20 protein-coding genes and 1 tRNA gene are annotated in these 20338 nt (G+C 61.5%); 14 read left to right on the forward strand and 7 right to left on the reverse strand.

Annotated elements, in window-relative coordinates; translation table 11 throughout:
- Positions 1-72 precede the first annotated feature (72 nt).
- Positions 73-918, reverse strand: a complete 846-nt coding sequence (locus ACO06F_RS18480) for an AAA family ATPase (RefSeq protein WP_421696720.1) — start codon at positions 916-918, stop codon at positions 73-75.
- Between the two features lie 200 nt (positions 919-1118).
- Here ACO06F_RS18480 and dksA point away from each other — a divergent pair, with 200 nt between their 5' ends.
- Entirely contained in the window at positions 1119-1535 is a 417-nt protein-coding gene (gene dksA / locus ACO06F_RS18485; protein ID WP_421694199.1) for an RNA polymerase-binding protein DksA, read from the forward strand.
- Positions 1536-1667: 132 nt separating this feature from the next.
- Positions 1668-1940 carry a hypothetical protein gene (locus tag ACO06F_RS18490; RefSeq protein WP_421694200.1) on the forward strand — a complete coding sequence of 91 codons (273 nt, stop codon included), beginning with the start codon at positions 1668-1670 and terminating at the stop codon, positions 1938-1940.
- A gap of 51 nt (positions 1941-1991) precedes the next feature.
- Here the strand turns inward: ACO06F_RS18490 and ade are convergent, their stop codons facing one another.
- The 3 genes from ade to ACO06F_RS18505 form a co-directional block, all read right to left on the reverse strand.
- Positions 1992-3785 (reverse strand): adenine deaminase, encoded by a 1794-nt coding sequence (ade, locus tag ACO06F_RS18495; RefSeq protein WP_421694201.1) that lies wholly within the window; start codon positions 3783-3785, stop codon positions 1992-1994.
- Positions 3786-3835: 50 nt separating this feature from the next.
- Positions 3836-4630 carry an inositol monophosphatase family protein gene (locus ACO06F_RS18500; protein ID WP_421694202.1) on the reverse strand — a complete coding sequence of 265 codons (795 nt, stop codon included), beginning with the start codon at positions 4628-4630 and terminating at the stop codon, positions 3836-3838.
- 364 nt (positions 4631-4994) lie between these two features.
- Positions 4995-5888, reverse strand: coding sequence for an N-formylglutamate amidohydrolase (locus ACO06F_RS18505; RefSeq protein ID WP_421694203.1), 894 nt, complete (start codon positions 5886-5888; stop codon positions 4995-4997).
- A 167-nt stretch (positions 5889-6055) separates the two neighbouring features.
- Here ACO06F_RS18505 and cpdR point away from each other — a divergent pair, with 167 nt between their 5' ends.
- The 4 genes from cpdR to ACO06F_RS18525 all read left to right on the forward strand — a co-directional run bounded on the left by cpdR (position 6056) and on the right by ACO06F_RS18525 (position 8771).
- Entirely contained in the window at positions 6056-6415 is a 360-nt protein-coding gene (cpdR, locus tag ACO06F_RS18510; RefSeq protein WP_421694204.1) for a cell cycle two-component system response regulator CpdR, read from the forward strand.
- Between the two features lie 60 nt (positions 6416-6475).
- Positions 6476-6550, forward strand: a tRNA-Val gene (locus ACO06F_RS18515).
- A 137-nt stretch (positions 6551-6687) separates the two neighbouring features.
- Positions 6688-7134 (forward strand): sugar dehydrogenase complex small subunit, encoded by a 447-nt coding sequence (locus tag ACO06F_RS18520; RefSeq protein WP_421694205.1) that lies wholly within the window; start codon positions 6688-6690, stop codon positions 7132-7134.
- Between the two features lie 14 nt (positions 7135-7148).
- Entirely contained in the window at positions 7149-8771 is a 1623-nt protein-coding gene (locus ACO06F_RS18525; protein ID WP_421694206.1) for a GMC family oxidoreductase, read from the forward strand.
- Positions 8772-8923: 152 nt separating this feature from the next.
- Here ACO06F_RS18525 and ACO06F_RS18530 read toward each other — a convergent pair whose 3' ends face one another.
- Entirely contained in the window at positions 8924-9133 is a 210-nt protein-coding gene (locus tag ACO06F_RS18530) for a cold-shock protein (RefSeq protein WP_421694207.1), read from the reverse strand.
- Positions 9134-9471: 338 nt separating this feature from the next.
- On the opposite strand from ACO06F_RS18530, the gene ACO06F_RS18535 reads away from it, so the two are divergent.
- The 4 genes from ACO06F_RS18535 (at position 9472) to ACO06F_RS18550 (ending at position 12338) form a co-directional block, all read left to right on the forward strand.
- On the forward strand, positions 9472-9681 hold the full coding sequence (locus ACO06F_RS18535; RefSeq protein WP_421694208.1) for a cold-shock protein: 210 nt from the start codon (positions 9472-9474) through the stop codon (positions 9679-9681).
- Between the two features lie 128 nt (positions 9682-9809).
- Complete coding sequence (locus tag ACO06F_RS18540; protein ID WP_421694209.1) at positions 9810-10058, forward strand: hypothetical protein; 249 nt, start codon at positions 9810-9812, stop codon at positions 10056-10058.
- A gap of 4 nt (positions 10059-10062) precedes the next feature.
- The gene (gene rpsU, locus ACO06F_RS18545; protein ID WP_421694210.1) at positions 10063-10347 is read left to right on the forward strand and encodes a 30S ribosomal protein S21; all 285 of its coding nucleotides are present in this window, start codon (positions 10063-10065) and stop codon (positions 10345-10347) included.
- 146 nt (positions 10348-10493) lie between these two features.
- The gene (locus tag ACO06F_RS18550) at positions 10494-12338 is read left to right on the forward strand and encodes a DEAD/DEAH box helicase (protein ID WP_421694211.1); all 1845 of its coding nucleotides are present in this window, start codon (positions 10494-10496) and stop codon (positions 12336-12338) included.
- Positions 12339-12349: 11 nt separating this feature from the next.
- On the opposite strand, the gene ACO06F_RS18555 is transcribed toward ACO06F_RS18550, so the two are convergent.
- The gene (locus ACO06F_RS18555) at positions 12350-12844 is read right to left on the reverse strand and encodes an Lrp/AsnC family transcriptional regulator (protein WP_421694212.1); all 495 of its coding nucleotides are present in this window, start codon (positions 12842-12844) and stop codon (positions 12350-12352) included.
- A gap of 94 nt (positions 12845-12938) precedes the next feature.
- Between ACO06F_RS18555 and putA the strand changes: the two genes are divergently transcribed.
- The 3 genes from putA (at position 12939) to ACO06F_RS18570 (ending at position 18901) form a co-directional block, all read left to right on the forward strand.
- Entirely contained in the window at positions 12939-16613 is a 3675-nt protein-coding gene (putA, locus tag ACO06F_RS18560; RefSeq protein WP_421694213.1) for a trifunctional transcriptional regulator/proline dehydrogenase/L-glutamate gamma-semialdehyde dehydrogenase, read from the forward strand.
- Between the two features lie 122 nt (positions 16614-16735).
- Positions 16736-18484 carry a solute carrier family 23 protein gene (locus ACO06F_RS18565; RefSeq protein ID WP_421694214.1) on the forward strand — a complete coding sequence of 583 codons (1749 nt, stop codon included), beginning with the start codon at positions 16736-16738 and terminating at the stop codon, positions 18482-18484.
- Positions 18485-18550: 66 nt separating this feature from the next.
- Positions 18551-18901, forward strand: a complete 351-nt coding sequence (locus ACO06F_RS18570) for a hypothetical protein (RefSeq protein WP_421694215.1) — start codon at positions 18551-18553, stop codon at positions 18899-18901.
- Here ACO06F_RS18570 and ACO06F_RS18575 read toward each other — a convergent pair.
- Positions 18876-19289, reverse strand: coding sequence for a DUF3307 domain-containing protein (locus ACO06F_RS18575; RefSeq protein ID WP_421694216.1), 414 nt, complete (start codon positions 19287-19289; stop codon positions 18876-18878). The genes ACO06F_RS18570 and ACO06F_RS18575 overlap by 26 nt on opposite strands.
- Before the next feature lie 194 nt (positions 19290-19483).
- On the opposite strand from ACO06F_RS18575, the gene ACO06F_RS18580 reads away from it, so the two are divergent.
- Positions 19484-20290, forward strand: a complete 807-nt coding sequence (locus tag ACO06F_RS18580) for a transporter substrate-binding domain-containing protein (RefSeq protein ID WP_421694217.1) — start codon at positions 19484-19486, stop codon at positions 20288-20290.
- Positions 20291-20338 lie beyond the last annotated feature (48 nt).

The following is a 20338-nucleotide window of genomic DNA, read 5'->3' on the forward strand; positions in this document are numbered from 1 at the left end:
CATTGACGTCAAGGTCAACAGCCGTGACCTTATTACACATATGACCCCAGGTGAGGTGGCCAATGCTCTCTCTTAGCGCCCCTCGCGGCGTGCAATGAACGCCAGGCGCTCAAACAGCATGACGTCCTGCTCGTTCTTGAGAAGGGCACCGTGCAGTGGCGGGATCATCTTTCGGGTGTCGCGCTCGCGCAGCGTCTCGGGGTCGACATCCTCATTGAGGAGTAGTTTCAGCCAGTCGAGGAGTTCTGAGGTTGAGGGCTTCTTCTTGAGCCCTGGAACCTCGCGGAGTTCGAAAAAGACATTGAGCGCTTCCGATACCAGGCGTTTCTTGATGCCAGGGAAATGCACATCGACGATGGCCTGCATCGTCTCGCTGTCCGGAAATTTGATGTAGTGAAAGAAACAGCGGCGCAGAAAGGCATCCGGCAGCTCCCTCTCGTTGTTCGATGTGATGATGACGATCGGCCGCCGCATCGCCTTCACTGTCTCGCCGGTCTCGTAGACGAAGAACTCCATGCGGTCCAATTCCTGCAGGAGGTCGTTGGGAAACTCGATGTCGGCCTTGTCGATCTCGTCGATCAGCAGCACAGGGCGCTGGCCGGCGGTAAAGGCGTGCCATAGCTTGCCGCGGCGGATGTAGTTCGCAATGTCCTGAACCCGGCCGTCGCCCAGCTGGGAGTCGCGCAGACGTGCGACCGCGTCATACTCATAGAGGCCCTGCTGAGCCTTGGTCGTCGACTTGACATGCCATTCGATAATGGGCGTCTTGAGGGCTGCGGCGATCTCGCGTGCAAGGACCGTCTTTCCGGTGCCGGGTTCGCCCTTCACCAGGAGCGGGCGCTCAAGCACGATCGCGGCGTTGACCGCCGCCCGGAGGTCGTCTGTGGCAACATAATCCGCCGTTCCTTCGAAGCGCATGGCCATGTCCTTCTTTCCAGATCGGGTATCAGCTCTTGTTACATTCCCTCGCTGCCTTGGCAAATGTCACGAAAACGTCGCCGAATCATGGCGATAGCTGAGGAGTGGATGAGCTTACGAGGCCCGCAAACCGGCTATTGTGGAAGGGGCGGGCTGCCGCTATAAGCCCGCGCCAAGCAGGGGTTCACAGAGAGTTCGAGATGGCTGCAGAAGTCGACGAAGACTACAAACCCAGTGACGACGAGCCGTTCATGAACGAGCGGCAGCGGGATTACTTCCGGACGAAGCTTCTGGCCTGGAAGGACGATATCCTCAAGGAAAGCAAAGAGACGATTGCGCATCTGCAGGACGAAAATCACGTGCTGCCGGACCTCGCAGACCGAGCCTCCTCCGAGACGGACCGTTCGCTGGAACTTCGCACGCGTGACCGCCAGCGCAAGCTGATATCGAAGATCGATGCCGCACTGAAGCGAATCGAGGATGGGTCATACGGCTATTGCGAGGAGACGGGAGAGCCCATCAGCCTCAAGAGGCTTGATGCCCGCCCGATTGCCACGCTTTCAATCGAGGCGCAGGAGCGGCATGAACGCCGCGAGCGCGTCTACCGCGACGACTGAGCAAGGGCCGCCTCCGGGCGGCCCTTTCCGTCTGGCCGCCGGCAGAGCTGCAATATCGGCGGAACTACGGATTCCCATTCGGTCCGGGGATATTAGGGTGCGGGCCGAAAACCATCAAAAGGATATGTCTTCATGCGAATCATTACCGCTCTGACCCTCGTTGCGATTTCTGCCGCTCCTGCCTTTGCCGGTGCAGCAGAAGCCACCAGCTGCGCCGCCGGGCTTGATGCCAACGGCCAGCTCATCTTTAACGCCGTCATTCCGCAGGTTACCCCTGCAATCGATCTTCGGGGCGCAGTCACCTCGGCCACGAAGTCGCTCGTAATGTCCGGGCAGATTCCGCGCTCGGTTGCCAAGCCCGCTGCCATGGCCGCAGGCGAGTGCCTCAAGTTGGCGATGCAATAAGCACCGGCGTTTTATTGATGCACGCGGGGGCTTTGAATCCCCGCGTGTGCCCTAGACGAAGAGCTCCACTTTTTCGAAGCTTCGGACATCCACCAGCCCCACGTCCGAGATCCTCAGTTCGGGGATCACGACCAGCGCCAGCAGAGAGTGCTGCATATAGGCGTTGTTGAGGGTGCAGCCGCAGGCCTTCATCGCCTGGACCAGGGCGTCCGCCTTCTTTGCCACCACCTCTGCCCGCTCATCAGACATCAGGCCGGCGATCGGCAGTTCGACCAGCGCCAGGGTTTTTCCCTTGCTGACGACCACGGCACCGCCCCCGGCCTTCCGCAGCACATTCGCTGCTGTCGCCATGTCTTCCCGGCTGGTGCCGACGACAATCATGTGGTGGCTGTCATGCGCCACGGTTGAAGCCACGGCGCAATCCACATTATAGCCAAACCCCGCAACGAAGGCGTTGGTGACGCCGCCCGTCGCCTTGTGGCGCTCGACCAGGGCGATCTGGCAGACGTCCGACGCGCGATCTCCTTCGACCAGGCCGGATGAGACCTTCAGCTGCTTCTCCAGCGCATGGGTGGGGGCCTGGTTCTCGATCACGCCGATCACACGCGCCGTCACCTCATTGGCGCCCTTGGGCGCTGCAATGGCAAAATCCGACGCCACGAGATCGCGCTTCATGTTGACGGTGTTCTTGGCACTGTCAGGATAAGCGAAGGCCGAAATTTCGGCAGTGAGCCTGCCATGCTCTGCCAGAACCTTGCCGCGGGCGATCACCAGTTCGACCGGCAAGGCGACAAGGTCGGAGGTCAGGATCACATCAGCCCGGCGTCCCGGTGTGATCGATCCCAATTCGCGCTCGAGCCCGAAATGCTGGGCCGTGTTCAGCGTGGCCATCTGAATGGCGGTGACAGGTTTCAATCCCTGGGCGATGGCGTGGCGCACCACGCGGTTCATGTGGCCTTCGTTCACCAGCGTGCCGGAATGGCAGTCGTCCGTACACAAAATGAAGTTGCGGGAATCCAGCCCGCGTTCGGTGACGGCCTTGATCTGGCTGGCCACGTCATACCAGGCGGAGCCAAGCCGCAGCATCGCGCGCATGCCTTGCCGCACGCGGGCGACGGCATCATCGATGCGGGTTCCTTCATGATCGTCAGCCGGACCGCCGGCGGCATAAGCGTGAAAAGGAAGTCCCAGATCAGGTGAAGCATAATGGCCGCCGACGGTTTTGCCCGCCTGTTGCGTGGCGGCAATCTCTGCCAGCATCTTGTCGTCACTGGCGACGACGCCGGGAAAATTCATCATCTCGCCCAGGCCAATGATGTTGGGCCAGGTCATCGCCTCGCGCACCTCGTCGGGACCAAGTTCCGCACCGGGGTTCTCAAGGCCAGGGGCGCTTGGTACGCAGGAAGGCATCTGCACGAAAATGTTGACGGGAAGTCCCATGGCCTCGTCATGCATCAGCCTGACGCCGGGTAGGCCCAGCACATTGGCGATTTCATGTGGATCGATGAACATGGACGTTGTGCCGTGCGGGATTACGGCGCGGGCGAATTCGGTGACGGTCACCATGCCGCTTTCAACATGCATGTGGCCATCGCAGAGGCCCGGAACCAGGTAGCGCCCGTTGGCCTCAATGATTTCAGTCTGCGGCCCGATCGTGTGGGCGGCATCGGGGCCTACGTAGGCGAATCGGCCGGCCTTGATGGCGATGTCCGTCTCGGGAATGATCTCGCCGGAGTGAACGTTGACCCACCGCCCCTTGCGGATCACCATGTCAGCCTTGGCGCGGCCCATCGCGGTATCGACCAGGAGGGCGGCGGTTTCGGCCCAGCTTTTCAATGTGGTCATCGCGTGCTCCTTGTGTGCGCGCACTATAGTCCGAGAGGTATTCCGCGCAATCAACTGGCCATAATGGCAAGGGCTTCATCCAGCAATGCGTGCGAACCGGCGGTAATGACGTTGCCGCCTTTCGCAATGTCGCCCCCGGTCCACTCAGCCGCAAAGCCGCCGGCACCCGTGACAATGGGAAGAAGCGGCGTGATGTCATAGGGCTGGAGACCGCAATCCATCGCGATGTCGATGTGGCCGGCCGCCATCATGCAGAAGAAATAGGCATCGCCCCCATAGCGGGTCAGTTGCGCCTTCGCCCGGAGCGCCTGGAAGCGGCGCTGGTTCTCTTCACTGCGGTAGAGTTCAGGTGCGGTGGTGCCCACCGCCGCGCGGTTCAGGGAAATGCCCTTGCGGGTGGCGAGGGGAGATGTGGTGCCGCGGTAATCATGCCAGGCACCATCGGGATTGCCGTAGAACATGTCGCCCACGACAGGCTGGTTCATCAGCCCCAGAACCGGCCTGCCCTCGAAGCTGAGGCCGATGAGCGTGGCCCAGGTCGGCATGCCGCACACGAAGGAGCGTGTTCCGTCCACGGGGTCGAGCACCCAGGTCAGCGCCGAGGTGCCTTCCTTGACGCCATATTCCTCACCCAGAATGCCATGATTGGGGTAATGTTGCTCGATCATGGCGCGAATGGCGCGTTCGCCGGCGCGGTCTCCTTCGGTGACGGGGTCCCACACCGGGCCGTCTTTCACCTCCACCGCAGTGTTGCGGCGGAAGTAGGGGAGAATGGCGGCCGCTGATTCTTGGGCCAGCGCGATTGCAAAGCGGGTGAGTTCAGCCCAGTCAGGCGTGCGCATCATGGTTCCTTCCGTCGCTTGAGCCTTCCTAGGTGAGGGGCTTACGACGCTCAAGTTATGGTTTTATGCTGCATTGCAACAAAGTACGTGTGGTATGTGAATTCTGCATGGCGTGACGAGTAACCACTGTGCGACTTGAAAACCTTTGAATCATAAGGCTTTCTGCACAGCGCTTCGGCAGGGCGTGTGCAGTTTTTCACCGCTTGTGCAAAATTCTGCCGAATAGCCTCTTGATTCACCCATTTCGCACTGCCATATCGGCCTCGCGGGACAGAGATGTTCCGTAGCCCTTCCTGGGCGTTTCCTCCCTAGACTTGGGCCGGTCACCTTGGTGTATCGGCCCTTTTTTTTGTGCCTACGTCCACCGTTACTCCGCGGCGAGGCGCTGCGGGCGGAACCGGTCTTCGAGAAAGGGCAGGATGGTGCCGGTTAGATCGGACAGGATCGACCTAATTGCTTGAAAACCAGATGTTTTCTCGAAAGTCTGCTCGTTCATGTAGAGGCTGCGGTTGATTTCGATCTGTAGCGCATGCTGGCCGCGGTGCGGCGCGCCATGGTTTTGGGTAATGAAACCACCGGCATAGGGTTTGTTTCGCAATACCCGCATCCCATGGTGGCGCAGCAGCTCTTCCACAAAACTTGATATGTCTTCAGCGCATGAAGCTCCGAAGCGATCGCCCAGGACGACGTCTACAGGCCCTGAGCCAGCAGGTATCACATGGGCCGTGGCGCTCGCCGGCATTGAATGGCAGTCCACGAGCAGCACTTCGCCTGCCTTCGAGAGCACAGCATTGGTGAGGGCGGACAGGGTGCGGTGGTATGGGATGTAGACCTGTTCGATCCGCTTCCTGGCCTCGGCAAAATCAATCCGGCCCCGATAAATGTCCTCACCTTCCGAGACGATGCGCGGAATTGTGCCAAGGCCACCTGCGACCCGAGGCGAGACCGTGTTGGCATAGCCTGGAAGCTCACCGGCGAACATGCGGGGGTCAAGTTCATAGGGCTCGCGGTTGAGATCGATGTAGCTTCGTGGAACCCGGGCTCGAAGCATAGGCGCGCCATGTGCCACGCAGGAGAGGAAGAGTTCGTCCACATGGCAGTCTTCTGATTTCCTTAGCGTCAGCATCGGAAGCCTGGACTGGCGCAGGAAATCTGGCGGGAAATCCCGTCCGCTGTGCGGTGAATTGAAGACGGCTGGTGCCGTCCATTCCGCCGGAGGCAGAATCTCGAAGGGCGGTGGGGAGCGATCGCTGTCGGGCATGCCATCTCGTTTCGGTGGCGGGGATGTTCAGTATTCAACAGGCTGGTGATGCCTGTCCAGTGGTCCCGGAGGCTTCATTCACCGTTTACCGGCAAGAGGCTACAAGGCTAAGAAGGCAAAGCGATGTTCGTAAATTGCGTTCAGGACGAAGTGTAACGATGAAGACCATGGCCAAGATTCTCCTCGCGGAAGACGATGACGACATGCGGAACTTCCTGGTGAAGGCCCTGCAGAAGGCTGGCCACGAGGTGACGAGCTTCGGCGAAGGCCTCAGCGCCTTCGAAGAAATCAAGCAGACCAACTTCGACCTGCTGCTGACCGACATCGTGATGCCGGAGATGGACGGAATCGAACTCGCCAGGAGGGCTTCCGAGCTTGATCCGTCGCTCAAGATCATGTTCATCACCGGCTTCGCCGCCGTCGCCCTTCACCCGGATTCCAAGGCTCCAAAGGATGCCAAGGTGCTGTCGAAACCCTTCCATTTGCGCGATCTCGTGAATGAGGTTGAACGCATGATGGCGGCTTGAGTTTAAGGGCTTGCGCCTGCTTGCGGCCCCCGCTATAGGGTCGCCACCGTCGTCGAACGTGGGTGGTTAGCTCAGCGGTAGAGCACTACCTTGACATGGTAGGGGTCACAGGTTCGATCCCTGTACCACCCACCATTTTCTTCCCGTGAATATCGTTCCCGGCTTTGGCAGAGCGTAAGGCGCGTTGGCGGCCGCGCAATGCGCAATTTCCATATGCCCACTCTTGTGTAATGATGGGTTCATTCTGTCCGCGGACCGTTGGAGAATGAGCGATGAAGAGTGTCATTTCACGCCGCGCCGTCATCCAGGCTGTCACCCTCTGCGCGACTTCAGGTGCCGCCGGATGGGTTATCGGCACCCCTGCGGACGCTGCATCATCCGACGTTTCGATTGATGCCTTCATGGTGCTATCCCGCAAGCTGACGGTTCAACAGGACCTTGATGCCGCCATGGGTGCGGCCATTCTGCAGGGCTTCAAAGATGCTGGAAAGCGAACCGAACTCGGGGAACTGATCTCCGGTGGCGGCACGGAGGCCGGCAGGCGCAAAATTGCCAATGACGTCGTTGCGGCATGGTACAGCGGCTTTTCGCCCGACCCTCAGGCAACTTATGTTGCCGGTTTCAACTCGGCTCTCGTCTGGTCGGCGCTCACTTATACGAAGCCGTGGGCCAATTGCGGCGGTGAAACGGGATACTGGGCCAATCCGCCCGCAGGCTAGGAGTTGCCATTATCATGAGCGATCAACTGTCAACGGATGTCGCCATCATCGGATCTGGTGTTGCCGGTGCACTTGTCGCTGTTCATCTGGCCAAGGCAGGCTTGAAGGTGACCATTCTTGAGGCGGGCGGTACGGTTGACCGCGGCGAAGCAGTGGAGCGCTACTGGAGTGCGGCCATCAAGGTTCCCGAATGCCCCTATCCCGCGGTGCCACAGGCCATGCATCCGGTGTCGAACGACCTCGGTGCCTGGTATCAGCAGACGGGTCCAGATACATTCTCCAGCACCTATGTGAAGGTCGTGGGCGGTACCACCTGGCATTGGTTGGGAACGGCGTTGCGGCTTGTGCCGGCAGATTTCCAGTTGAAGACTCTTTACGGCCATGGCGAAGACTGGCCCGTCACCTATGCTGATCTCGCGGCGTTCTACGACAAGGCAGAAGCTGAACTGGGAGTTGCGGGGGACAGCACGTCAGACTTGGGCTCCCCCCGGTCTGCGGCCTATCCCATGCCGCCCATTCCCCAGACCTATCTCGACCAGCAGTTCCTCAAGGCTCTCGATGGCTCCATTTACGATGTGCGCGCCACGCCCCAGGCCCGGAACTCTCAAGACAGTGAGGATCGCCCGGCCTGCTGCGGCAATGCGAGCTGCATTCCGGTCTGCCCGGTGCAGGCCAAATATGATGCGACGGTTCATGTTGCGCGGGCCACTGCCGCAGGTGCCGTGCTCATGGACAAGACGACGGCGGTGGCGCTCGCGACGGACGACGCAAACCGGATTTCCGTCATCCGCTTCAAGCGCTGGGACGGGAGCGACGGAGAACTGAAAGCACGCATCGTGGTGCTAGCCGCGCATGCGATCGAGAGTCCGCGGCTGCTGCTCAATTCCGCCAGTGAGAAGATGCCGAGTGGCGTTGCCAACAGTTCAGGCCAGGTTGGCCGCAATCTCATGGATCACCCCACGCAGCTCTCGTGGGCGCTGGCGAGGGAGCCGGTTTTCCCATATCGCGGGCCGCTTTCCACGTCGGGAATCGAGAACTTGAGGGACGGCGCGTTCAGAGCTGAGCGCGGGGCCTTTCGGATCGAAATCGGAAACGACGGCTGGTCCTGGCCCACGGGCGCTCCTCTTTCGACGGCGGCCGATCTCGCGCAGCAGGGCCTGCGCGGCAAGGAGTTGGACGATGCCCTGCGCGCGCAGACGGCGCGGCACATCCGCCTGGCATCCCTCGTTGAGCAACTGCCGCAGGCGGAAAACCGCGTGAGCCTCGATCCTGCCAAGCGGGACATGTATGGCGTTCCGCTTCCGCGCATCCATTTCAGCATTGATCAATATGCAAAGGCCGGCCTGGCGGCCGCTCGGAAAGCGCATGAAGAAATCTTCACGCGCCTTGGCGTCTCTGAACTGCACCACAATCCGGTGGCGCAAGGAGCAGGGCACATCATCGGAACGCTTCGCATGGGTCAGGACCCGGCCACCAGCGTGGTTGACGGGAATCTCCGCAGCCATGATCATCCAAATCTGTTCGTCGCCGGCTCTTCATCGTTTCCGAGTTCCGCCACGGCGAACCCGACACTCACCATCGCGGCGCTTGCCCTCCGGCTCGCGGGGACCGTCCGATCTGCCCTCACCTCGCTATGACGGGGCGGCCCCTCGAAACGGAAAACGCGCCCCGGAACCGGGACGCGTGGATGGCCAAGTTGGCGGACTTTGGTCCGGCTCAGTCCTTGGTCTAGGCGTAGAAAGGAAAAACGGCCGTCGGCACCCAGGGCCTGCCCCAGGTCAGACCGTCCTCAGAGGGGGCGCAGCTGATCCGCGGACTGCTTGCCGGAGCGGCGATCCGTCGTCAGTTCATAGGACACGGCCTGATTTTCCTTGAGGCTGCGAAGCCCGGCACGTTCGACGGCGCTGATATGGACGAACACGTCCTTGGTGCCGTCGTCGGGTTCAATGAAGCCATAGCCTTTGGTCTCGTTGAACCACTTTACTTTACCTGTAGCCAAGATTTGTCTCGCTTTCGTATTGATCATTCCGGAATGGAACGCAGCGTCAATAAAAACAGAGATTTTACGGAAAAGTCAATTCTGCGAGACATCGAGCCTGTCACATTTGCCGGGCGGAGGAGCCTCGATTTCAGGCCCGAAGCAAGATCTCCGGGAGATTTCAGTTGTAATTTCCCAGATAGAAACCTATGTGTGGCCCATCGAATTATGGCCTGATGGCTCGGCCTCGCGCTCTTTCAAGTGTACGAGATCTACCCTTTCTCTCCAAAATCTCGGTGTTTTTTGACCTGCCGCACTGGCAGGCAAATTCTTGCATTTGTTAAGCTAAAGGACTCGTTATGCAAACAGGTACAGTTAAGTGGTTCAACTCCCAGAAGGGTTTTGGATTTATTCAGCCGGTTTCCGGCGGACCCGATGTGTTCGTTCACATCAGCGCAGTTGAACGTGCGGGCTGGACCGGTCTCAACGAAGGGCAGAAGCTCTCCTATGAGATCGTGACCGACCGCCGCAACGGCAAATCGTCTGCTGACCGCCTCCAGGCGGAATAAGACAAGAAAGAAATCAAAGCCCCGCAAGCCACGGATGTACTGGTAGCGGGGATGATGACGAGAGCGTCGGTGTTCTGCGCCGGCGCACTTTTCTTTTCTGGGGGTAGATGCAGAGCATAGGAGTTGTGATGGCGCTGTCCGCCGATATCTATATGTATCGCTCAACCAAGACCAAGGGCCTGTTCTGCTTCTCACTGAACCGGCTTCCGGCAGAACTTCCCGAAAGCCTCTCGCCCTGGCGCCGCTTTGGCGTCGTCAAGGCGGCGGAAAAGCTTCCTCACGGCCTTAAGCGGGAATCGATTGAACCGGGCATTCGCGAGAACGGCTACCAACTCTACCGGCGCAAGCCCAAGGCCAAAGCTGAACAAGGAGCATGACGCATTGAAAATTTTTGTCCGTGACAACAACGTCGACCAGGCCTTGCGCTTCCTCAAGAAGAAGATGCAGCGCGAAGGCCTGTTCCGTGAAATGAAGGCCAACACCTTCTTCGAGAAGCCGTCCGAACGGCGAATCCGCGAAAAAGCTGAGGCGATCCGGCGTGCCCGCAAGCTCGCCCGCAAGCAGGCCCAGCGCGAAGGCCTCCTGCCGATGCCGAAGCCCAAGGCGAAGCCGGTGCGCGCGAACAATCCTTTCGCCAAGCTCGACGCCCCGAAGGTCGCCAGCTGAGCTGACGGCTCCGACCAGGCCCGGTGCAATCACGCTGCCCGGGCTGCCATCCTTCATGAGCCTGTTTCCCCTTGCCCTCCAAAGGGGCGAGGGATGTGCTATGCAGTTGATGGCGCATTCCGCACGCTCCTAAAGGCTACCTCCACATGACGTCTTCCGAAGATACCTCCACAGCCCCGCATCTTGCAGGGGTGCATCCTTCACTGCTGTCCGCTTTGGCCCGCCAGGGCTATGCGACGCTCACCCCCGTTCAGCTCGCCGTCCTCGAAGACAAGGCCCAGGGTCATGACCTGCTGGTCTCCGCCCAGACAGGGTCGGGCAAGACTGTGGCTTTCGGCCTTGCCATTGCGCCGCCGCTTCTGGGTGATACGGGCATCCTGGCACCAGCTGGCCTGCCGCTGGGTTTGATCATCGCCCCCACGCGCGAGCTCGCCCTTCAGGTCGAGCGGGAACTCCGCTGGCTCTATGCCGATGCGGGTGCTGTTACCGCAAGCTGTGTGGGCGGAATGGACATGCGCAAGGAGAGGCGCCAGCTGGAGCGGGGCGCGCACATCGTGGTCGGAACGCCCGGCCGCCTGCGTGACCATATCACCAAGGGTTCGCTGGATCTCTCTGACCTCCGCGCCGTGGTTCTCGATGAGGCCGATGAAATGCTCGATCTTGGCTTTCGCGAAGATCTCGAATTCATCCTTGCTGCAGCACCGCCGCAGCGGCGGACTCTCATGTTCTCCGCCACCGTGCCGAAGACGATCGCGCATCTGGCCAAGACCTTTCAGCGCGATGCCGTACGGATCGTCGCCACCGCCGCAACGGAGCGTCACGCCGATATCGATTATCAAGTGGTTCTCGCCCAGGCGCATGAGCGCGAGAATGCCATCATCAACACCTTGCTTTATTTCGATAGCGGCAGCGCCATCGTGTTCTGCCACACGCGCGAGGCCGTCAAGCATCTGACGGCGCAGCTGGGCGACCGCGGCTTTACCGTCGTGGCGCTTTCGGGTGAACTCTCGCAGTCCGAACGCACCAACGCGCTGCAAGCCATGCGCGACGGCCGCTCGCGCGTGTGCGTTGCAACCGATGTGGCCGCGCGCGGCATCGATCTTCCGAACCTCGACCTTGTGATTCACGCGGATTTGCCGACGAATCCTGACATTCTCCTGCACCGCTCAGGCCGCACTGGCCGGGCCGGACGCAAGGGTGTTTGCGTGCTGATCGTGCCTGTCCGGCGTTATGCCGCCGCCGTGCGCGTGCTGGCCACCGCGAATGTGGATGCCACCATGCGCGGTGCGCCCTCCGCAGAAGAGATCGAAGCGCGCTACCGGGAGCAGATCCTGCAAGCCGCCACCGCAGCCCCCCAGCCCGAGGGGGCCGAGGCAGGCTTCGTCGCTGAGCTTCTGGCACGCGTTTCGCCAGAGCAATTGGCCGCGGCCTTTCTGCGCCAGCAGCTGCAATCACGCCCAGCGCCTGAAGATATTTCGGAGACGCCCATTCCCGCCAAGGGCAGCAGTGGCCGCCCATCGGCCAGCACCCCAAGGGTCAAGGCAGATCGTCCGGACATGACGGGCTCGGCCTGGTTCTCGATCTCCGTTGGCCGCAACAAGCGGGCGGAGCCCCGCTGGGTTCTGCCGCTGATCTGCAAGGCGGGCGACATCACGCGCAACGATGTGGGTTCGATCAAGATTTTCGAGGACGAGACGCGATTTGAGATTTCGGCCGACAAGGCCGCGGCCTATGCCGAGCGCGTGGCCCGTAAGGGTAGCGGGGAGGCCGGGATCACCATATCTCCGTCTGATCGCAAACTGTGGGAGCCGCCGCGCGCGGCGCCACCTGCCGGTGATGAAGCAGGGGCATCCTCACCCCGGCCGGAGAAGCGGCCTTACACGCCGAAGCCCGGCCGCCCGAAAGACAAGCCGGCTTATGCGGGCGCGGGTAAGAAGGACCGGCCGTTCACGGCAAAGCCCGGCAAGCGCCCGGGCTTCAAGAAGAAGTAGCGGCGCCGGACTCACCCGTTGGTGCGCTGGCGGCTGCTCCAGTTGTCAACGACCGTTTCCATGGCAACATTGGTCGAGGTGCTGGCCACGAAAGGCAGTTCCGAAATCCGCTCGCCCAGCACGTGGCGGTAGCGCTTTATGTCGTGTGTCCTGATCTTGAGCAGATAGTCGAAGCGGCCCGCAATCATGTGGCACTCTTCGACTTCGGGAATTTTCTTCACCGCCTCATTGAAGGCCCGCAACGCGCCTTCCTGGGTGTTGGTGAGTTTGACTTCCGCGAAGGCCACATGGTCCAGCCCCATCTTCGCGGGGTTGAGAATGGCCTTGAAGCCTTCGATATATCCATCGGCAATGAGCCGCTTGAGGCGGGACTGGCAGGGCGTGTTGGAAAGCCCCACCCGCTTCGCCAGATCGGTGATGGAGATGCGCCCATCCTCCGCCAATGCATCCAGAATCCTGCGGTCAAAATGGTCGAAATCCCTATCAGTCTCATGTTGCGTAGGCATTTTGTCTCCAAGTCATGCCAAGAACGGTAAAAACCTAAAGGCGGCAGCATGAATTAGGCGAAACTGCTTTTCAAGCCAGTGCTATGTTTCACGCATGCCCCACGCCATGCCCCCGCTCTTCGCCCACTTCGCCCCGCCCATCAGGCTGCAGGACGCACTGCGCCGGGCGATAACGGCCGCCTGTCGCCGGCCCGAAGAAGAATGCCTTCCGCCGCTCGTGGCTGCGGCCCGGCTTGAACCTGCCCTCAAGACCGCGACTGCGGCGACGGCGCGGCAGCTAATCCTCGCACTCCGGGCCAAGCACAAGGGCACGGGCATTCAGGGTCTGGTGCATGAATATTCGCTCTCCAGCCAGGAAGGCATCGCGCTGATGTGCCTGGCTGAGGCGCTGCTGCGCATTCCCGATACGGAGACCCGCGACGCGCTGATCCGGGACAAGATTTCAGAAGGCGACTGGAAATCCCACATCGGCGGCGCAAAGTCGCTGTTCGTCAATGCGGCCACATGGGGCCTCGTCGTCACCGGCAAGCTCACCTCCACGGTGAGCGACCGGAGCCTGGGTGCGGCGCTCACCCGCCTCATCGCGCGTGCGGGCGAGCCGGTGATCCGCCGCGGCGTCGACATGGCGATGCGCATGATGGGTGAGCAGTTCGTGACGGGCGAGACAATCGACGAGGCGCTGAAACGCGCCCGCTCGCTGGAGGCGCAGGGCTTCCGCTATTCCTATGACATGCTGGGCGAGGCCGCGACGACGGCCCCCGATGGCGCGCGCTATTTTGGCGAATACGAGAACGCCATTCACGCAATCGGACGGGCTGCGGCGGGCCGCGGCATCTATGATGGCCCTGGCATTTCAATCAAGCTCTCAGCGCTTCACCCACGCTACACGCGCGCCAAGGCAGAGCGCGTGATGGAAGAGCTGCTCCCCACCGTGAAGCGACTCGCCGCGCTCGCGCGGGACTATAACATCGGTCTCAACATCGATGCGGAGGAGGCTGACCGGCTGGAGCTCTCGCTCGACATTCTCGAATCGCTCAGCCTCGATCCCGATCTCGCCGGATGGGACGGCCTTGGCTTCGTCGTCCAGGCTTATGGCAAGCGCTGTCCCTTCGTTCTCGACTGGATCATCGATCTCGCGCAGCGTTCCAACCGCCGCATCATGGTGCGGCTGGTGAAGGGCGCTTACTGGGATGCTGAAATCAAGCGCGCACAGGTCGATGGGCTGGACGGATTCCCGGTGTTTACGCGCAAGGTGCACACGGATGTGTCCTATATCGCGTGCGCCGCCAAGCTGCTCTCCGCGCGGCAGCATGTGTTCCCGCAATTCGCCACGCACAATGCCCAGACGCTTGCTGCGATCTACAATCTAGCAGGGCCCGACTTCACGACGGGTGACTATGAGTTCCAGTGCCTCCATGGCATGGGTGAACCGCTCTATGAGGAAGTGGTGATCCAGGAGAAGCTGGCCCGGCCCTGCCGCATCTATGCGCCCGTCGGCACACATGAAACGCTGCTGGCCTATCTGGTACGCCGGCTTCTGGAGAATGGTGCCAACTCTTCCTTCGTCAACCGCATCTCCGATCCTGCCGTTTCGGTAGAGGAGCTGATCGCCGATCCGGTCGATGTGGTCGAGGCCATGCCTGTCACCGGCATGCCGCATGACCAGATCGCGTTGCCCGCTGATCTCTTTGGGCGGGACCGGCGCAATTCGATAGGGGTGGACCTCGCGAATGAAGCGGCCCTCGCTGAACTTTCCGTCCAGCTGAAGGCATCTGCCGCAACACCACTCCATGCGCGGCCCCTGCTGGCGGACGGCGTTGATGAGGGCGAGACCCGGGACGTGCTCAACCCCGCGGATCATGATGATCGCGTGGGACAGGTGACGGAGCTGCGCGCGGAAGATGCGGCGCGGGTTCTCCGCATGGCTGCCGATGCGGCTGAAGGCTGGGCCGCGGTGCCGGCGGCCGAGCGTGCCAATGCGTTGGACTGTGCGGCGGACATCATGGAACAGCGCATCGCGCAGCTGATGGGAATCGCCATGCGCGAGGCGGGCAAGACCGCTGCCAATGCCGTGGGCGAAGTGCGCGAGGCGGTGGACTTCCTGCGCTACTATGCCGAGCAGGCGCGCAAGACGCTTGGGTCCCGCCACCGGCCATTGGGTCCCATCGTCTGCATCAGCCCGTGGAATTTCCCGCTCGCCATCTTCACCGGCCAGGTCGCGGCGGCACTTGTTGCCGGAAATCCGGTCGTGGCAAAGCCCGCCGAGGAGACACCGCTCATTGCCTATGAGAGCGTCAGGATCATGCATGAGGCGGGCATTCCCCGCGCCGTGCTGCAGATCGTTCCCGGTGATGGCAAGGTTGGGGCAGCCCTGGTGGCGGCCACTGAAACGGCGGGCGTCATGTTTACCGGATCGACCGAGGTCGCGCGCCTCATTCAAGGTGAGCTCGCCGGCCGCGTCTCCAATCAGGGGCGGCCCATTCCCTTCATCGCGGAAACCGGCGGCCAGAATGCGATGATCGTCGATTCCTCGGCGCTTGCCGAGCAGGTGGTGGCGGATGTGATTGCTTCTGCCTTCGACAGTGCTGGCCAGCGCTGTTCGGCCTTGCGCATCCTGTGCCTGCAGGAGGACGTGGCGGAGCGCACCCTCAACATGCTGAAGGGGGCTCTTGCCGAGCTTTCCCTTGGGCGCACGGATCGTCTCAGCACCGATATCGGCCCCGTCATCTCGGCGGAGGCCAAGTCCAGCATCGAGCGCCATATTGCGGCGATGCGTGCGAAGGGGCATGCCGTTTCGCAACTGGCGCTTTCGGCCGAGGCGAAGCGGGGCACGTTCGTGCCCCCCACCATCATCGACATCAGCACCATCAGTGATGTCGAGCGCGAAGTGTTCGGCCCCGTGCTACATGTGATGCGCTACCGCCGCGAGGATCTGGATGACCTCATCGATCAGATCAACGCAACGGGCTATGGCCTCACCTTCGGTCTTCATACACGGCTCGATGAAACGATCCTGCACGTCACCGAGCGGGTTAATGCCGGCAATCTCTATATCAACCGCAACATTATCGGCGCCGTTGTGGGCGTGCAGCCCTTCGGCGGGCGCGGGCTTTCAGGTACGGGTCCAAAGGCGGGGGGCCCTCTCTACATCGGCCGTCTCCTGCAACGCGCACCCGTTCCGCCGCAGCACAGTTCAGTCCACATGGATCCCGCCCTCAGGGACTTCGCAAGCTGGCTTGGCCAGCGCGGGCATAATGCGGAAGCAGAGGCCGCGCGGGAGCTGGGCGGCATCGCAGCGCTGGGGCTGGTGAAGGAGCTTGTGGGGCCCGTGGGTGAACGCAATGTCTACTCGCTCCATCCGCGCGGCCGCATCCTGCTCATCCCCGCGACACCCAAGGGCCTGTTCCGCCAGTTTGCCGCGGCGCTTGCCACGGGAAACACCGTGGTGATTGATGCCGGCAGCGGGTTGGACCGCGCCTTGCCGTCGCTTCCGCTGAGTGTCTCATCGCGGCTGCAATGGAGCTCCGACTGGGGCGCGGAGGCGCCTTTCGCGGGCGCGCTGATCGAGGGCGAAGGACCGCGAGTGACGGAGATTACCCGCCGCCTGGCCCGCTTCGGCGGCCCGCTCGTCCTCGCCCAATCCGCAACCACGGCGGAGCTTCTGGCGGATACCGAGGCCTATTGCCTCAACTGGCTCCTGGAAGAGGTCAGTACCTCCATCAACACCGCCGCGGCGGGCGGCAATGCAAGCCTGATGAGCATCGGCTGAAGCTTCTTCGATTGCAGCTTTGCGTTGCTTGATCTGCAGATTTCATTCCTATCAAGCTGATGTCTTCTGTGGCGAAGCGCTGCGCGCAATGGCAGTATTCCCCGGCAGGGGATGGGGGTCACATGGCAGCTGAGCAGGAACAATCGTCGGGTCATATTATCCATTTTGAGCCAGACGAGAAAGCGCCGCATGGGCTGGCCGCGGCCATGGCGGCACAGACTGTCGTTCTAATTCTTGCAGGCATCATGCTGACGCCGCTGGTCATCGCGCGCGGTGCAGGTCTGGGTGAGGCCGATACGTCCTGGATGGTGTTTGCAGCTCTTGTTGCTGCAGGCGTTTCAACGCTGCTCCAGATCATCCGCAAAGGCCCCATCGGCAGCGGCTATGTTCTGTTCGTGGGCTCCAACGTGGCCTTCGTCGGCGTGTCCGTCAATGCAATCGGCATGGGCGGCATTCCGCTTCTCGCCACGCTCGGCGCTGTGGGCGCGCTGGCCACGTTCGCCTTCACCCGCTGGCTGCCGCTGCTGCGCAGCATTCTGACGCCAGCTGTTGGCGGCACCGTGCTGATGCTGATGGCTTTGAGCGTGGGCCCCGTGATCTGGAAAATGCTGTCGAAGCCGCTTCCGGGCACCGGGCTCTCGGCGGCACATGGCTCCGTGTTTCTGGTCACGCTGGCGACGATCACGGTAATCCTGCTGTTCGCCAAGGGCATGCTGCGCCTGTGGGCGCCGCTGATCGGCGTTGGCATCGGGGTGGCGCTGGCGGCATGGTTCGGGCATCTCGATGCCACCAAGGTCCTGGCTGCACCATGGGTTGGATTGCCGGCGCGCAGCTGGCCGGGTGTGGACCTTCATTTCGGCGCCGCCTTCTGGAGCCTTCTGCCGGCGTTCTTCCTGCTTAGTCTCGTAGGCTGCATGGAAACCTATGCCGATGGCATTTCCGCCCAGCGCATGTCGCATCGGAAGATGCGGCCCATCGATTTCCGCTCTGTGCAGGGTGCGATCAATGCAGATGGCGCGGGCAGCATCTTTGCGGCGCTGCTGGGCACGGTGCCCAACACCGTGTTCTCAACCTCGCTGGCAATCTCGGAGATCACCGGCATCGCGTCCCGCCGTGTTGGCGTATGGGGCGGGCTGTTCCTCATCCTGCTCGCCTTCTCGCCGAAGATCGGTGCGGCAGTGGCGGCGATCCCGTCGCAGGTGGTGGGCGCTTACATCCTGATGCTCGTTGTCATCATTTTCGGCCATGGCATCCGGCTGGTGACGGAGGAGGGGCTGGGCTTCGAAGTGGGCATCGCCGTCTGCCTCAGCTTTTGGATCGGTCTCAGCGCCCAGTCGGGCGGCCTAATGAACGAAATCATGCCACCCTGGATGCAGACGATCTTTTCCAATGGCACGACAGTGGGAGGCGTCACGGCCATGGTGCTGATGCTGATCCTCACCTGGCGGCGCGGAAAGCAGGACAGGATTTCGGTTCCGCTCAGCCCGCGCGCCGTGATCAGCCTGCGCGAAACGGTGGGACGCTTCGCAACGCGCCTGGGCTGGGACAATGCTGCCGAAGACCGGCTGATGCTGGCCATCGAAGAGGCCGTGATCTTTCTCTGTGAGGAGCGTGAGCAGGGCGCCAAGGGAGCCCAGGGTAAGCTTGCCGTGCGATTGAAGGATGCAGGCGGCGAGGCGGAGGTTGAAATGGTCACGGGCCCCAGCGAGCGCAACATCGAAATGCTCGTCTCAGACCTTCCGCAAATGCACGCGGCGGATGATACGAACAATCTGTCCATCAGGCTTCTCGCGCGCATCGCCAAGGACATAAAACACCTGCAATACAATCAGGGCGATTATTTGCAGTTCCGTGTGGACACAACAGCCTAAGGCCGTGAACGGAAAGTTAGTGATTAACTGCGCTTACTTGGTTGTCTCCAGCACACAGGAGGAGGCATGCTTGCATATGTCGACACCAGGACGCTGGACGGCCATGTCCTCCAGTTCCATGCAACGGGGCCGGGCGCCTTCGCGGCGCGCGTGCGAGATCTCGTTGCGGGTTCCATCTCGCTCAGGCTCTATCCGCATGGTGACCGCTGGTGCTGGTCGCTGACCGGCCCCTTTCTTCCTCCCGCGCTGCAGCCCGCCGCGGGCGAGGCTGATACGCTGGCGAAAGCGCAGGCCGAGTGCCGTGCCAAGTTTGAGGCATGGCTGTCCTGGGCCCAGGGTGCGCCCGTGATGTGGAATGCAGGCGCGGGCGAAAGGCCCCAGAGGCCGCCCCTCAGCCCGCGAGCAGCGCAGCGATAGCCAGATAGGACAGCTGGTGCACGGCCTGATCGGCGCCGGTCAGCCACCAGAACTGCTTGTCTGACGGGCTCCACCCCATGCGGTGGACCCAGAGGTCCTTGAGCCAATCCACGTGGTAGTGAAACAGCGCCTCTACAAGGACGATGGCGAAGAGAAGCGGAACGGCCACCCCGGCAACAATCAGGATAGGCAGCGTCAGCACAGCGTGTATCAGCACATGCAACATGCCGCCCGGATGGCCCCAAACGCGCCGGTTTTTCAGGATGAACTCGTTCTGGAGCACAAAGTCGCCGAGGAAATGCTTCACCTGGAAAGCGCAGAGCAGGAGGAGAAGGGCTGGAGCCGTCAATTGCGAGAGTCCACCTGCAATGCGCGGGGGCTGGGCCAATCCCTGCCGCCGCAATATGCTGAACCTATGCCTCTCGCGGCGGATGGGTCAATCCGGTTTTTGGGCCGGGCCTGTCCGCTCCCGTAAGTCTTGCTCAAACATTTCTATTCATGCAGGCTTGCGTTCAGACGGCCGGACTGCCCCAGGGACCATCTTGCCGCCGTACGCGCACATAACAATCCGGGAGGAATATCATGAACTGGACACGACGGCTTACCCTTGGAGCAGCCTTTGCAGCACTCCTCGCCACATCCGCACCGGCGATGGCCGATCTCAAGTTTGGCGTGGCGGCTGAACCCTATCCGCCGTTCTCCTCAAAGGATGCCTCCGGCAAATGGGTCGGCTGGGAGATCGACATGATGGATGCGGTCTGCGCCGAGATGAAAGAGAAGTGCCAGCTCGTCGAAGTGGCCTGGGATGGCATCATCCCCGCTCTCACCTCGAAGCAGATCGATGTGATCTGGTCCTCGATGCTCATAACCGAAAAGCGCAAGGAGACGATCGACTTCTCCGAGATGTATTACGATACGCCGCCGGCCTTGATCGGACCGAAGGATGGCGACAAGGACATTTCGCCGGATCACCTCAAGGGCAAGACGCTGGGTGTCCAGGTCTCGACAGGGCATGAGCGCTATGCCAGCAAATACCTGGTGCCGAAGGGTGTTGAGCTCAAGACCTATTCCACCCAGGACGAAGCCAACAATGATCTGGCCGCCGGCCGCCTCGATTACGTTCTGGCCAACAGCTCGGCGCTCTTTGAATATCTCGATACGCAGCAGGGCAAGGACTGCTGTGAAATGAAGGGCATGATCGAGAAGCCCAAGGACGATCCCGGCATTTATGGTGAGGGTGTGGGCGGCGGTATTCGCAAGGATGATACGGCGCTGAAGGAAAAGCTCAACGCCGCGATAACCGCCATTGCCAAGTCCGGCAAGATCGAAGAGATCACCAACAAATACCCGCAGCTCGTCGGCAAAATGACGCTGCCGAAGGGCGATTGAGGCCACCCGATTGCGGAGAAGGGCGGGGCGAAATGTCCCGCCCTTTTT

This window comes from Aestuariivirga sp. (genome assembly GCF_965227715.1).
Lineage (GTDB): Bacteria > Pseudomonadota > Alphaproteobacteria > Rhizobiales > Aestuariivirgaceae > Aestuariivirga.